At 61.1% G+C, this 13,568-nt stretch carries 11 protein-coding genes; all 11 read left to right on the top strand.

Translation table 11 applies throughout. From position 1 onward, the window contains the following. Positions 1–64: 64 nt before the first annotated feature. Positions 65–937 carry a dihydrodipicolinate synthase family protein gene (locus ACFO3S_RS10315; protein ID WP_378095081.1) on the top strand — a complete coding sequence of 291 codons (873 nt, stop codon included), beginning with the start codon at positions 65–67 and terminating at the stop codon, positions 935–937. 52 nt (positions 938–989) lie between these two features. Further along, positions 990–2,429, top strand: coding sequence for an aldehyde dehydrogenase family protein (locus tag ACFO3S_RS10310; RefSeq protein WP_378095079.1), 1,440 nt, complete (start codon positions 990–992; stop codon positions 2,427–2,429). Positions 2,430–2,442: 13 nt separating this feature from the next. Then, complete coding sequence (locus ACFO3S_RS10305; protein ID WP_378095077.1) at positions 2,443–2,727, top strand: (2Fe-2S)-binding protein; 285 nt, start codon at positions 2,443–2,445, stop codon at positions 2,725–2,727. Then, positions 2,715–3,044 (top strand): (2Fe-2S)-binding protein, encoded by a 330-nt coding sequence (locus ACFO3S_RS10300; RefSeq protein WP_378095075.1) that lies wholly within the window; start codon positions 2,715–2,717, stop codon positions 3,042–3,044. The genes ACFO3S_RS10305 and ACFO3S_RS10300 overlap by 13 nt, the downstream gene beginning before the upstream one ends. Next, positions 3,041–4,327, top strand: coding sequence for an NAD(P)/FAD-dependent oxidoreductase (locus tag ACFO3S_RS10295; protein WP_378095073.1), 1,287 nt, complete (start codon positions 3,041–3,043; stop codon positions 4,325–4,327). Before ACFO3S_RS10300 ends, ACFO3S_RS10295 begins: the two co-directional genes overlap by 4 nt. Beyond that, entirely contained in the window at positions 4,275–6,245 is a 1,971-nt protein-coding gene (locus ACFO3S_RS10290; protein ID WP_378095071.1) for a glycoside hydrolase family 127 protein, read from the top strand. The genes ACFO3S_RS10295 and ACFO3S_RS10290 overlap by 53 nt, the downstream gene beginning before the upstream one ends. A gap of 28 nt (positions 6,246–6,273) precedes the next feature. Further along, positions 6,274–7,359 (top strand): M24 family metallopeptidase, encoded by a 1,086-nt coding sequence (locus ACFO3S_RS10285; RefSeq protein WP_378095069.1) that lies wholly within the window; start codon positions 6,274–6,276, stop codon positions 7,357–7,359. Positions 7,360–7,795: 436 nt separating this feature from the next. Continuing rightward, entirely contained in the window at positions 7,796–9,589 is a 1,794-nt protein-coding gene (locus tag ACFO3S_RS10280) for a sensor histidine kinase (protein ID WP_378095067.1), read from the top strand. A gap of 25 nt (positions 9,590–9,614) precedes the next feature. Beyond that, the gene (locus ACFO3S_RS10275) at positions 9,615–10,676 is read left to right on the top strand and encodes a response regulator (RefSeq protein ID WP_378095064.1); all 1,062 of its coding nucleotides are present in this window, start codon (positions 9,615–9,617) and stop codon (positions 10,674–10,676) included. A 69-nt stretch (positions 10,677–10,745) separates the two neighbouring features. Next, a complete protein-coding gene (locus ACFO3S_RS10270) occupies positions 10,746–11,717 on the top strand; it encodes an MBL fold metallo-hydrolase (protein WP_378095062.1) in 972 nt (323 codons plus the stop codon). Positions 11,718–11,761: 44 nt separating this feature from the next. Continuing rightward, positions 11,762–13,474, top strand: a complete 1,713-nt coding sequence (locus ACFO3S_RS10265; protein WP_378095060.1) for an extracellular solute-binding protein — start codon at positions 11,762–11,764, stop codon at positions 13,472–13,474. Positions 13,475–13,568 lie beyond the last annotated feature (94 nt).

The following is a 13,568-nucleotide window of genomic DNA, read 5'->3' as shown; positions in this document are numbered from 1 at the left end:
GTTCGGCTCCCTGTCTATGCGACTCATTTTTTGTGCGATCACAATTCGAGAGGGGACTTCATTCATGGCGAGATTCGAGGGTGTATACGTGGCGTTGGTTACGCCGTTCACGGACGATTACGAGGTGGATTACAAGAGGCTGGCCGAGCTGTGCGAGTGGCAGATCGCGCATGGGGCGAACGGGCTCGTTCCGGCCGGCTCTCTCGGCGAATACGCGACGATGTCGAGCGAGGAAAGGGCGAAGGTCGTCGAGACGGTCATCGAAGCGGCCAAGGGCAAGGTGCCGGTCGTCGTCGGTTCCGCCGCGCCTTCCACAAAGCAGGCCGTCGCCTGGGTGCGCCACGCGAAGGAGAACGGAGCGGCGGGCGTCATGGCGCTGCCGCCGATCAACTACCGTCCGCTGGAGCATGAAGTCGAGGCCCATTACGCGGCGATCAACGAAGTCGGACTGCCGATCGTCGGGTACAACAATCCGCACGACTACAAGGTCGACCTGACGCCGGACTTTCTGGCCAGGCTGGAGAAGCTCGACCGGTTCGTCGCCGTCAAGGAATTTTCCGGAGACATTCGCCGCGTTCACGAGATTCTGGAGAAAACGAACCTGGAAGTAATGATCGGGGTCGACAATCTCGCGATGGAGGGGCCGTTGTTCGGAGCGACAGGGTGGATCTCGGGCGTCTCCAACGCGCTGCCCAAGGAAGGAGCCGAGCTGTTCAGACTGTCCAGGCAAGGCAAGCTGGAGGAGGCGATGAAGCTCTACAGGCATCTGCTTCCGCTCTTCCGCTTCGACGCCAACGCTCAGCTCGTGCAATCGATCAAATATATGATGGAACTTGCCGGATTTCCGGTAGGTCCCGCGCGTCCGCCGAGATTGCCGCTGCCGGAGGCGGATTACGTGGCGATCAGGGAAGCGTTCGAGTATGCCGTCAACCGTTAATCTTACCCGCGGGCTTCCCGTCGCCAGGAAACCCGAGAAGGAGGCATAAGGCGTGAACAACAGCAAAAACTGGATCGGCGGGGAATGGATCGTGCCGAACGCGGGCGAGATCGTCGTCCGCAATCCTTCCGACGCGAAGGAGGAGGTCGGCGTACTGCATCTGTCGGACGCTTCCCATATCGTTCAGGCGGGGCAGGCGGCGCGCGAGGCGTTCGCTTCCTGGTCCCGTCTGACCGGAGCGGCCAGAGCGGAATGCCTGTACAAAATGGCCGCGGCGCTGGAGGCCGGCCTGGACGAAGTCGCGACGCTGGCGAGCCGGGAGATGGGCAAGCCGATCGCGGAGATGCGCGGGGAAACGACACGCGCCGTCCATCTGCTCCGCTATTACGCCGCCGAGGGCGTGCGCGCGAACGGGACCGTCATTCCGTCGAGCGAGCGCGACGTCCTGCAATACGCGAAGCGGGTGCCGCTTGGCGTCATTGGCGTCATTACGCCGTGGAATTTCCCGGTCGCGATTCCGATCTGGAAGATCGCGCCCGCGCTCATCTGCGGCAATACCGTCGTCTGGAAGTCGGCGGAGATCGCTTCGCTGACCGCATCGCGGCTGGCCGAGATTTTCGCCGCCGCCGGCTTGCCGCCGGGAACGCTCAACCTCGTCGTCGGCAAGGGCAGCCGGATCGGCGACGCGCTGCTGGAGCAGGCGCGATTGGACGCCGTAAGCTTCACCGGTTCGACTTCGACCGGACTGCGCATCGCCGAAGCCTGCGCCCGCCGCAATATCAAATATCAGACCGAGATGGGCGGCAAAAACGCGGCGGTCGTGCTCGGCGACGCCGATCTCGAGCAAGCGGCATCCCTGATCGTAAGCGGAGCTTTCCGCTCCGCCGGGCAGAAATGCACGGCGACGAGCCGCATTATTGTGGAGAAGGGCATCTACGAGCCGTTCGTCGGAGCGCTGACCCGCGCGGTGTCGGCGCTCCGGCTGGCGCCCGCGCTCGATCCGGACGCTTACCTCGGGCCGGTGGCATCCGCCGGCCAGTTCAAGAGCGTGATGTCGTACGTGGAGATGGCCCGGGAGCAGGCGACGATCGTGGCCGAGGGACCCGCGCAGGAGACCGGGAGCGACGGATATTACATCCGGCCGATCGTCGCGGCGGGCGTCGATGCCGGGCATCCGCTCGTTCAGGAGGAGATTTTCGGTCCGGTGGCGGCGGTGCTGACGGCGGACGGGTTCGACGAGGCGGTCTCGCTGTGCAACCGTACGGCGTTCGGGCTGAGCGCTTCCTTGTTCACGCGCGATCTTGCCTATGCGCACCGCTTTCTGGACGAGGCTCAGGCGGGGATGGTCCGGGTCAACCAGGAATCCGCGGGCGTCGAGTATCAGGCTCCCTTCGGCGGCATGAAAATGTCCAGCTCCCATTCTCGGGAGCAGGGGCAGGCGGCGCTCGATTTCTACACCGCAACGAAAACGTGCGCCATCCGTTACGCCTAGAGGATCGAAACCGATGAACGCCCGTTCGATGACGATCTGTCGCTGCGAGGAAGTGACGCTGGAGCAATTGGAGGAAGCCTACGAGTCGGGCTCCCGTACCGCGCGCCAACTGAAAATGAAAACGCGCGCCTCGATGGGGGCCTGTCAAGGCCGCGTATGCAGGCGGTTGGTGGAGGATTGGGTGCACGGCCGGCGGCCGGACGCTCCGCGGGACGCGGAGCAGCTGTCCGTCCGTCCCCCGATCCGACCGGTGACGTTCGGGCAGCTGGCGAAAGGGGAAGACCGATGGAACGGATAGACGAACACCCCATTCTGGGAAGGAAAACGAGGCGGGAGCCGGCAGGATTCACGTTCAACGGGCGTCCGATGACCGGCTTCCGCGGCGAAGCCATCGCCGCGGCGCTGCTTGCCTCGGGCGTCCGAACGCTTCGGAGGCATGAGGAATCGGGCCGGCCGCGCGGGCTGTATTGCGCGATCGGTCACTGCATGGAGTGCCGGCTGTTCGTGGCGGGCAAGGGCATCGTGCGCGCGTGTCTGACGCCGCTTGAAGACGGCATGACCGTGCTGGAAGGACAGCGGCTTCCTAACGAGATTACCGGGAGGACGCTGCCATGAGCGGTCGCCGTCGGCATTCGGACCTGATTGTGGTCGGAGCCGGCCCGGCCGGCCTGTCGGCGGCGATCTTCGCCTCCGGCAACGGTCTGAAGGTGACGGTAATCGACGAATACCCGGAGCCCGGCGGACGCATGCTCGGACAATTTCACGAGGAGCGCGGCCGCTGGTGGGTCGGCAGACGCGTCGCCGAGCAATTGATCGAGACGTGCGGGAAGCAAGGCGTATCGATCCGCTGCGGCGTCGCGGCGTACGGGCTGCTGAGGGAAGACGGCCTGTGGGAGGTCGCGACCTCGGAGGGCCGGCTGACGGCTCCGCGCGTGCTGCTGGCAACCGGAGCAGCGGAGGCGCCCGTGCCCGCGGACGGATGGACGCTCCCGGGCGTGATGTCGATCGGCGCGGCGCAGGTGCTGGCCAACGTGCAATACGTGAAGCCGGGACGGCGGGGGCTTGTCGTCGGGGTGAACGCGCTGGGGATGGCGATCGCCCGCGAATTGTCGGTCGGCGGCGTATCGCTGGCCGGCATTGTTCTGCCTCCCGCAGGGCCGTTCGCAGGTCCGTCCGCCCAACCCGGAGAGTGCCTCCGGGTGCTGCTGGGCCTGTCGCATCTGGCTCCGTCGCCGTTGTTTCGCCTCGGCGGGAAAATGGCCCGTTCGTTCGGAATGGCGGGCATCGTATCCAGGCTGATGCCGCGCAAGGGCATCCGAATCTGGAATATTCCCCTGATGCTGCGAACGGCCGTCATCGCGATTAACGGAACCGAACGAGTCGAATCGGCGACGCTCGCCGACGTGGACGGGGCGGGCAGACCGATCGCGGGAAGCGAGCGGGAGCTGCCGGTCGACTTCGTCGCGCTGGCGGGAGGGCTGTATCCGCTGGCCGAGCTGGCTGCGGTCGCCGGCTGCCCGTTCGTCTACACGCCCGAGCTCGGCGGGCATCTCCCGTTTCATAGCGAGAGGATGCAAACCCCTGTCGAAGGATTGTTCGTGGCGGGCAACATCACGGGCGTGGAAAGCGCCCTCGTCGCGATGGCTCAAGGCCGGCTGGCGGGCGCGGCGATCAGCGCCGAAGCCGGCGCGTACGGGCGGGACGGGGAGCGGCATGTGGCGGAAGCGGTCGAAGAGGTTCGCCGCGCGCGCGCGGAGGCGCCGATTCAATTCCGACCGGGCATCCCGGAAGCCCGGGAGAATATTTACCGGCTATGGCAGTCGGCCTACAGGGAGGAACGAGACGATGGAAACGAGAAAGACGCTGACGAGCTTGTCGTACAAGAACGTATCCGTTAACGATCCGTTCTGGTCGAAATACAGAAATCTGGTGAGGGAAGAGGTCATTCCCTACCAATGGGACGCCTTGAACGACCGGATCGAGGATGCGGCTCCGAGCGGAGCGATCCGCAATCTGCGCATTGCCGCCGGGGAAGATGAAGGGGATTTCTACGGCCGCATTTTCCAGGACAGCGACGTGGCGAAGTGGCTGGAAGCGGTCGCCTACAGTCTCGCGTCGCATCCCGATCCCGTGCTGGAGAGGCTCGCCGACGATACGATCAAGCTGCTCGGCAGAGCGCAGCAGCCGGACGGTTATTTGAATACGCATTTCACGATCAAATCCCCCGACCGCCGCTGGACGAACGAGCGGGACCATCACGAAACCTACTGCGCCGGGCATCTGATCGAAGCCGCGGTCGCCTATTACGAGACGACGGGCAAAACGAGGCTGCTCGATATCGCCTGCAAGCTGGCCGACCATATCGATTCGGTGTTCGGAGAAGAGGAAGGGAAGCGAAGAGGCTATCCCGGCCATCAGGAAATCGAGCTGGCGTTAGTGAGGCTGTACGAAGCGACGGGCGAGCCGCGCTACTTGAAGCTGAGCCGATTTTTCGTCGACGAGCGCGGACGGGAGCCGCATTACTTCAAATGGGAGGCGGACCAGAGGGCGAAGCGGTTCGGCCCGGAATCGCTGAAGGCGGAGGGCTATTATTCTCTCTACAAGATCAACTACGAATACAACCAGTCGCATGTGCCGGTCAGGGAGCAGGAGCATGCCGTCGGCCACGCCGTGCGGGCGGTATACATGTACGCCGGCATGGCCGACGTGGCAGCCGTGACGGGCGACCGGTCCTTGCTGGAGGCGTGCAAGCGGCTCTGGGACAATGTCACCCGGAGGCAAATGTACGTTACGGGAGGCATCGGCTCCAACCATAACGGAGAAGCGTTTTCGTTCGATTACGATCTGCCGAACGATACGGTCTACGCGGAAACCTGCGCTTCCATCGGACTCGTCTTCTGGGCGCACAGAATGCTGCGGCTCGATCCGGACGGCCGCTATGCCGACGTCATCGAGCGGGCGCTCTACAACGGCACGATCAGCGGCATGTCGCTGGACGGCCGCAGCTTCTTCTACGTCAATCCGCTGGAGGTGTGGCCGAAGGCGTGCGAGCGTCCGGACAAACGCCACGTCAAGCCCGTCCGACAGAAGTGGTTCGGCTGCGCCTGCTGTCCTCCGAATCTCGCCAGGCTGATCGCTTCCTTGGGGCAGTACATCTACTCCCGGGGAGACGATATCGTCTACGTGCACCAATATATCGGCAGCGAGACGTCGTTGGCGCTTGCCGGACGGCAAGTCCGGCTGTCCCTGGAAACGAATTACCCGTGGGAGGGCCGCAGCAGTTTGACCGTGAATCCAGACCGTCCAGGGGCGTTCTCGGTCGCGGTCCGCATTCCGGGCTGGTGCGAGGGGGCCAGCGTTCGCGTCAACGGGCAAGAGCTAGCGGAAGCCCGTTCCGAGAAAGGCTACCTGATTGTGACGCGAGAGTGGCGGGCCGGAGACGTCGTGACGATCGATCTGCCGATGCCGGTCGAGCGCGTCTACGCGAACCCGAACGTGCGCGCGAACGCGGGCAGGGTCGCCCTGCAGCGGGGGCCCGTCGTCTATTGCCTGGAGCAGGCCGATAACGGCGAGAGGCTTCAGGAGCTTGCTTTGCCCGGGGAGGCGGAGCTCGTCGCGCGGTACGAGCCGAATTTGCTGGGAGGAGTGACGGTCGTCGCCGGGGAAGCGCTCCGGGGCGATGCGCCGGATCCGGACGCGCCGTTGTACGGGAAGAAGAAACGGGCGGAGGCGGCCGTTCCTTTCAGGGCCGTTCCCTATTTCGCTTGGGCCAATCGAGGCGAGGGCGAAATGCTCGTATGGATCAGGGAGCGTTAGCGTTAGCGGAAGCGGAGGAACGGAAAACATGAACGATAGGCTGAGAAAGCTGTACAAGGTCATGGACGATCTGCGGCTGGATGCCGTTCTGATCACGCTGCCGAAGCACGTTTATTATTTGACGGGCTTCGCCTCCGAGCCGCACGAGCGGCTCATGGGGCTCGTGCTGCCGCACGGGGAGGAGCCGTTTTTGTTCGTGCCGGCTTTGGACGCGGAGGCGGCGCAAGCCGAATCGTCGGTTTCCCGCATCGTGACGCATGCCGATACGGACAATCCGTACGAAGCGATGAAGCGGGGGCTGCCTTTTCCGGTTTCCCGGGTCGGGGTGGAGAAGGGCCATCTGACCTTGCGCAGAAGCGAAGCGCTGTCGGAAGCGCTGGGCGGGGCACGCTTCGTTGACGTGGAACAGACATTGACGGATATGCGAGCGATCAAATCGGCCGAAGAGATCGCCCGGATGAAGGAGGCCGCCCGTCTTGCCGAGCAGGCGCTGCGAGAAGCGCTGAAGCATGTGCGGACCGGCGTTACGGAGCTGGACGTCACCGCCGAGCTGGAGTACGCGATGAAGAAGCTGGGGGCGGCTCCCGCTTTCGCGTCCACGGTGCTGTCCGGCGAGAAGTCTGCGCTGCCGCACGGGGCGACGGGCCGTCGGCGCATTCAGGCCGGCGATCTGCTGTTGTTCGATATCGGCGTCGCCTGCGACGGTTATCTGTCCGATATGACCCGGACGTTCGCGGTGGGAGAGATCGGCGCGAAGCTGAAGGACGTATACGCAGCGGTGCTCGAAGCGAACTTGCGAGCCATTGCCGCCGTTCGCACGGGCTCTCCGATTGCCGACGTAGACCGGGCGGCCAGGCAGCTTATCGAAGAACGCGGCTATGGCCGTTATTTTACGCACCGGACCGGCCACGGACTCGGGATCGAGGTGCACGAGTATCCTTCCGTTCACGGAGACAACCGGGATTTGCTGCGCGAGGGCATGGCGATCACGATCGAGCCTGGCGTCTACCTGCCGGGAGAAGGCGGCGTGCGCATCGAGGACGACTTGCTCGTGACGGCGGCGGGAGCGGAAGCGCTCACGTCTTTTCCGAAGGGGCTGACGGTCATCGGTTAGCTCGGGCGACGGCACTTAAGGCCGCTGTCCAAGATCGGGTCTATGAACATGTGATGTACGCCGCCAGGGACGAACGGAACGGCACAATCAGGCGGTCGCGCTGATGAACAGGACAGATCCGCCATGCCCGAAAACCGATTGCCATTCCGAAAAAGCTCTGCTGGAGCACTAAACGGGACGGCGGTCGGTTTTTTGTGATTCAGCAAGTATAAAAATTCGCTGTCCTGATCTGATATCCCCTGCGACAAAAACGCGATTCTGCGTCTAGAGGACGCCGAAGGCGTTTATGGTTGCGTCAACAAAAAAAAGAAAGCGGTTTCTATTAGAAAGGAGAGGAAGAACGATTTTGACGAGCGGTTGATACTCCAATAACCTGCGGATGTTACGATGAATGGCAGGCTTATACGAACGCATTGGATCATGGGGGCATAATCGGATGAGACGTTTGCTGCACGCGCTTCATTACCTGCTGATGAATTTGGGGCTGAAACCGAAGTTTTGGCTCATTATCGTCTCGCTGTCGCTGGTTTCGTGTACCGTCATTTTGGCGTATGCGTATTTGGTATTCCGAAATTATGACGCCGTGCTGTATCAGAACACCTCGCAGCTGCTGAACATGTCGGTCAACAATATCGAGAACGACCTAATGCGCGCGGAGAAGAGCAGCGACGAGATCGCGACCCACCCGCTGATCCAGAGCGCGCTGCGGAAGCAGACGATGAATGCGGCGATGGACGCCGAGCCCAACGCCCGCAAGAAAGAGGCGACGTTGGTGTACAACGTGGCCGCCAGCAATATTTTTAATGTGCTGTCCGCGGAGCTGAACGATAATCCCGACATTCTGACCGTGTCCCTGTATTTCGAGGATCAGCGCATGTACGCGGGCTCGAGCAGAGAGGATATACGGACGGAGCGCTTGTCAGCGGCTTTCGCGGCGGCCGGGGAAGCGAGCGGCCGGCCCGTATGGCTGTCCAGCGGCTTCGACGATTACAGCGTCGTGTGCATTCGGGAAATCAAAGGGATGCACCCTCTGACCCTGGAAACGCTCGCCACGTTGGTCGTTCGCGTCGATCTGCGGCGAATTGTCGACAGGCATCTGCAGCAAAGCGCCAATCTGGCCTATCCGCCGCAGCTCAGCCTGATGTCGGAAGACGGGCAAATCTACAGCGATATTCCGATGGACATTGCCGGGGATTTCGAGGGCGAGGCGGGCTACCGGGTCCTTTCTCTGGAGGGAGGCAAATATTTTGCCACATACGCGAGCCAGTCGCGGTTCGATTGGCGGTATATGACGATCGTTCCGTTCGACAAGGTGATCGGGTCGCTGACCCGGCTCAGATGGATCGCGCTGCTGATCGGCATCCTGACGATTGTCCTGTCGATGATGCTGGCCGCCAGATGGGTGTCGCGCATGACGCGGCATTTTGACGCGCTGGTGCAGAAGATGCAGACGTTCAAGAACGGGCAGTTCGCGCTTGCGGCCGATCGCGACTATATGAATCGGAAAGACGAGATGGGCTTTCTTCATCAAAGCTTTCATCGGATGGCGGAGGATATTCGCCGCCTGGTCGAGGACAATTACGTCAAGCAACTGCTGATCAAGGATGCGCGGATCAGGGCGCTGCAGCAGCAGCTGCATCCGCATTTTCTGTTTAATGTGCTGCAGTCGGTCAATTGGGAGGCGAAGGCCAATCGGCAAACGACGATATCCACGATGCTGGAATCGTTGGGCAAGCTGCTGCGCTATACGGTCGGCGAGGAGGCCGAGTTAGTGCCGCTGGAACGGGAGCTGGAAGCGACGCGGAGCTACGTCGCGCTGCAGATCTATCGTTACCGGGAGCGGCTGTCGGTCGGCATCGACATCCCGGAAGACCTGTACGGCATGATGGTGCCGAAGCTGGCTCTGCAAAATATCGTCGAGAACGCCATCAAGCATACGTTGGAGATGAGGCTGGAGCCTTGCGCGATTCGCCTGTACGCCCGGCAGGACGAGCGGTCGTTCAGCCTGTTCGTAGAGGATAACGGTCCCGGGATCGACGAAAGCGTTTTGGACAAGCCGGCCCGCAAAGAGGCGGCTTCGTCGGGGCTCGGGATCGGCCTGAACAATATTCAGCAGCGCATTCAACTGCTGTTTTCCCCGGAATGCGGATTGCGGTTCCGCAATACCGGTCATGGAACGATTGTCGAAATGGTTTTGACCAAGCAGGACGGCGGGACGCCCCGCGCCTAAACTCAAACGCCAAGGAGGAAATCCGATGTACGGAGCTTTGCTGGTGGACGATGAACGGGCCGTTGCGGAAAATATCCGGAAGCTGGTTTCCTGGGACAAGTACGGAATCGAACGGATAAGCATTTGCGACAATGGGTTGCAGGCGATGGAGCTGGTGGAACGGGAAAAGCCCGACGTTGTCATTACGGATATTAAAATGCCGTGTATGGACGGCATCGAGTTGATTCGGCGCGTCAGGCAGGCGGGACACGAGGCCGAATTCATCATACTTTCGGGGTACGACGAGTTTGAGCTGGCCCGCAACGCCATGGGTCAGGGCGTAAAGCATTATTTGCTCAAGCCATGCAGCGAGGACGAGATTTCTTCTTCGCTGGTCAAGGCGATCTCGGACTTAGAGAGCCGAAAGGCGCTGGGCGGCATTACACGGGACAAGCAGGCGCTTCAGAGCCTGCTGCCCGAGCAAGCTTATGAAGAAGAGGAGATGAAGCGCGCCGTCGCCCTATTGGCGGAAGCCGCGGAACGGCGGGAGCGTACCGCCTTGCTGCGCTCGTTGGAGCATATGGCGGATACCCGGGGCCGCGGCTTCGTCATCTTCGCCGCTTCCCAGCTGCTGCTGAAGCGGCTCCATCGCGGAACGCTGAGCACATCGGAGCTGACCCGTCTGTTCAACGGCATCTACGAGACGAAAGGGAACGCCGAGCTGGTGTCGCGCATTGCGGACAGTCTGGAGGAGCTGGGCGGCGGACAGCGGACGGAAGAGAGCTTCGTGGACGATATTTTGCGCTATATTGACGAGCATCTGGACGACGAGCGTCTGCGGCTGAAGTGGGTGGCGAAGGAGCTGGTGTTCCGGAACGAGGACTACGTTGCCCGCACGTTCGCCAGGCAGGTCGGCGAAACCTTTAACGCTTATTTGACCAACAAGCGGCTGGAACGGGCGAAGTTTCTGATCAGCCGGCTGGGCGAGGAGAAAATCTATTCGGTCGCGGAGCAGGTCGGTCTGGGCCACAATCCCCGCTACTTCAGCAAGCTTTTCAAGAAGCATACCGGCTATACGCCCAAGGAATACAAGCATCTGAAAGGATAGGCGTTAGTCGTCTTTGTGCACAAAAAGAGTCTCTTTTGTTGCTTCTTTCCGCCGTCCGATTCCGCAATAATGAATGTGTGGCGCGCGTGCCAAGCGCTGGAGGATGCGGGCGCCGACAAGCAACGGGAGGCGATGGACACGGAAATGGACAAGCTGGTGATGCAATTTCTGGGTACGGGAGCGGGCGAAGGCGTACCGACGCCGTTTTGCCGCTGCGCCGTATGCGAGAATGCCAGGCGCAAGAAGGGCAAGGAAATTCGGCTGCGTTCCTGCTTCAGGCTGTCGGAGCAGCTGCTGATCGACTTCGGACCGGACATACTGGCTTCCTGCGCTCATCTGGGAACGGATCTGTACGAGGTCAAGCATATTTTGGTCACGCACACGCATTCCGATCATTTCGACATCTCCAATCTGTTCTTGAAGCCGATGATTACGAGGTCGAATGGCGAAAAGCTGCATTTGTACTTCACGGGAGACTCGGCGCGCATTCTGAGCGCGGCCGACAAGATGGGCTATGACGGCAAGGAGGGTTTCTTTGCGGAGCACCTGAGCCGGCATGCCGTCGTGCATACGTTGACCTTCTGGGAAAGGACGCAGGCGGGCGCGTACGGCGTGACGCCGGTGAAAGGCTCGCATCGCGCGCACTTCGAGCAAAACTCCGCCAACTATTTGCTGGAGCTGCCGGACGGACGCAAGCTGCTGTATGCGCTGGACACCGGATTTTACAGCCAGGAGACGCTGGATTTTCTGAAGGGGCATCGCCTGAACCTGCTGATTATCGAAGCGACATTCGGAAGCGCGGACCGGGGAGATACGCCGTACTCGCATCTGGACGCGCGCAGCGTCAACTACATGCTGAATGTGCTGTACGAGCAAGGGACGCTTCGGGACGGCACGCGGGTCTATTTGAGCCACATCAATCAGGAGCAGAACTATACCCACGAGCAGATGGAGGACCTGTACAGCCGCTCCCGGACGCCTTATCCGATCCGGGTCGCATACGACGGGATGGTGCTTGAAGAGGCGCTGGACCTAGAATAAGCTCCGCCCCGGCCAAATTCCAACCACACAAGGAGGCTTTCAACTTGAAAGGCAAAGCGAAGCTCGTGACCTGCGCGCTGGCGTCGATGCTGCTGCTGGCGTCGTGTTCGCCTGTAAACAATAGTTTGAATAATCAGAATTCCGTTTCCGGTGAAGGAACAGCCAAACCGGCCGATTCAAATGAGGCGCTGATGACGCCTCTGGGCAAATATCCCGAGCCGCTGACGGTCACCATTTCCAAGGTCATGCAGACCAATCCCCATCTGATCGAGGGGCAGACGCCCGAGGACAATATTATGCTGGACTGGATTCGCGATCAGCTCAACATCGACGTGAAGATCGCCTGGCAGGCGCTTTCCAGCGAATACGGCAACAAGCTCGCGCTGAATGTCGTATCCGAGGCGCTGCCGGATATCATCTATATCCCCTCCAGCAGCTACTTGACCTTCCGCCAGATGGTCGACAACGGCATGCTGGCCGATCTGAGCGAAGCGTATGAGAAGGCGGCGGGCAACTACCTCAAAGCGACGTACGCCACCTTCGAAGGCAAAAACCTGGAGCCCGTCACGGTGGACGGCAAGCTGTACGCGCTGTCTTCGGCCAACATCGGCTACGGACACAATGTGCTGTGGCTGCGCAGCGACTGGCTGGACAAGCTGAACCTGAAGGTCCCGAAGACGATCGACGAGCTGAAGCATGTTCTTAAGGAGTTCGTAGAGAAGGACCCGGGCGGCAACGGCCCCGGCAATACCGTCGGCCTGACCGTGCATGCGACCAAGCCGGTAGGCGGATACGGCAACAAGTTCGGACTGGAGCCGATCTTCCACAGCGTCGGAGCCTATCCGGGCCAGTGGATGAAGGACGAAAGCGGCAAGGTGTTCTACGGCTCTACGGCGCCCGAGATGAAAGAAGCGCTGGCCATCGCGCGCTCGATGTACGAGGAGAAGCTGATCGATCCGCAGTTTCTGGCGCGCATCGGCTCGGGCGAGACGGATGCGGTCGTCGATTCCGGCTTGAGCGGAGCCTTCTTCGCCCCTTGGTGGGGAGTGAGCGCGGATGTGTTCATCAACAACCCCGAAGTGAAATTCGTAGCCGTTAACGCGCCTCTGGACAACAACGGCAAGTTCAACCATCTGACTCCGATGCCTACCGGAGACTTGGTGGCGGTCAACAAAAATTTCAAAAATCCGGAAGCGCTGCTGAAAATCATCAACCTGGAATACGACATGTACCGCGGCATCAATAAGGAGGGGCTGGCCGCCATCCAGCCGATCTTCGATCAGGGCGTCTCCCGCGAAGCGCTGTTCCCGACAGGCGGCTTCAATCTGGACTATTACGATGTCGTTCCCAAGCTGGGCAAGCTGGTCAAGCAGTTGGTCGAGACGGGCGTGATGGGCGGCGACGAGACGACAACCGATTATGACCGATGGAAGGCGGAAGGGGCTCATCGACATGCCAAAGGCCAGGATAGCTCGGCCACTTCGGCCGTCAACGATTTTCGCGATTACTACGGCCGCTATGTGGGCTCCAATATATTGGACACGGAGGAGAATAATCCGGTTAGCGCGGCTTACAGCTATACGACGGAATCCAGCGTGAATCTGAAGCCTACCTTGGACAAGCTGGAGGAGCAGATGTATTTGCAAATCATTATCGGGGAAAAGCCTCTGGATTACTTTGACGAATTCGCCTCCCAATGGAACAAGCTGGGCGGCGACGTGCTGACCCGCGAGGTGCAGGAAATTTTGGCGCAGTAAAGACGGCGGCAACCGGATGAAAGAAATCGGGGATGGCGTAAGGATGCATGCCTATGCCATCCCTTTGCCATGCGGTCCGAGCGCCGGAATCGGG

The sequence above is a fragment of the Cohnella hongkongensis genome (genome assembly GCF_042654645.1).
Lineage (GTDB): Bacteria > Bacillota > Bacilli > Paenibacillales > Paenibacillaceae > Cohnella > Cohnella hongkongensis.
The sequence above is the reverse complement of the archived record's forward strand: the minus strand, read 5'-3'. Positions and strand labels throughout refer to the sequence as shown.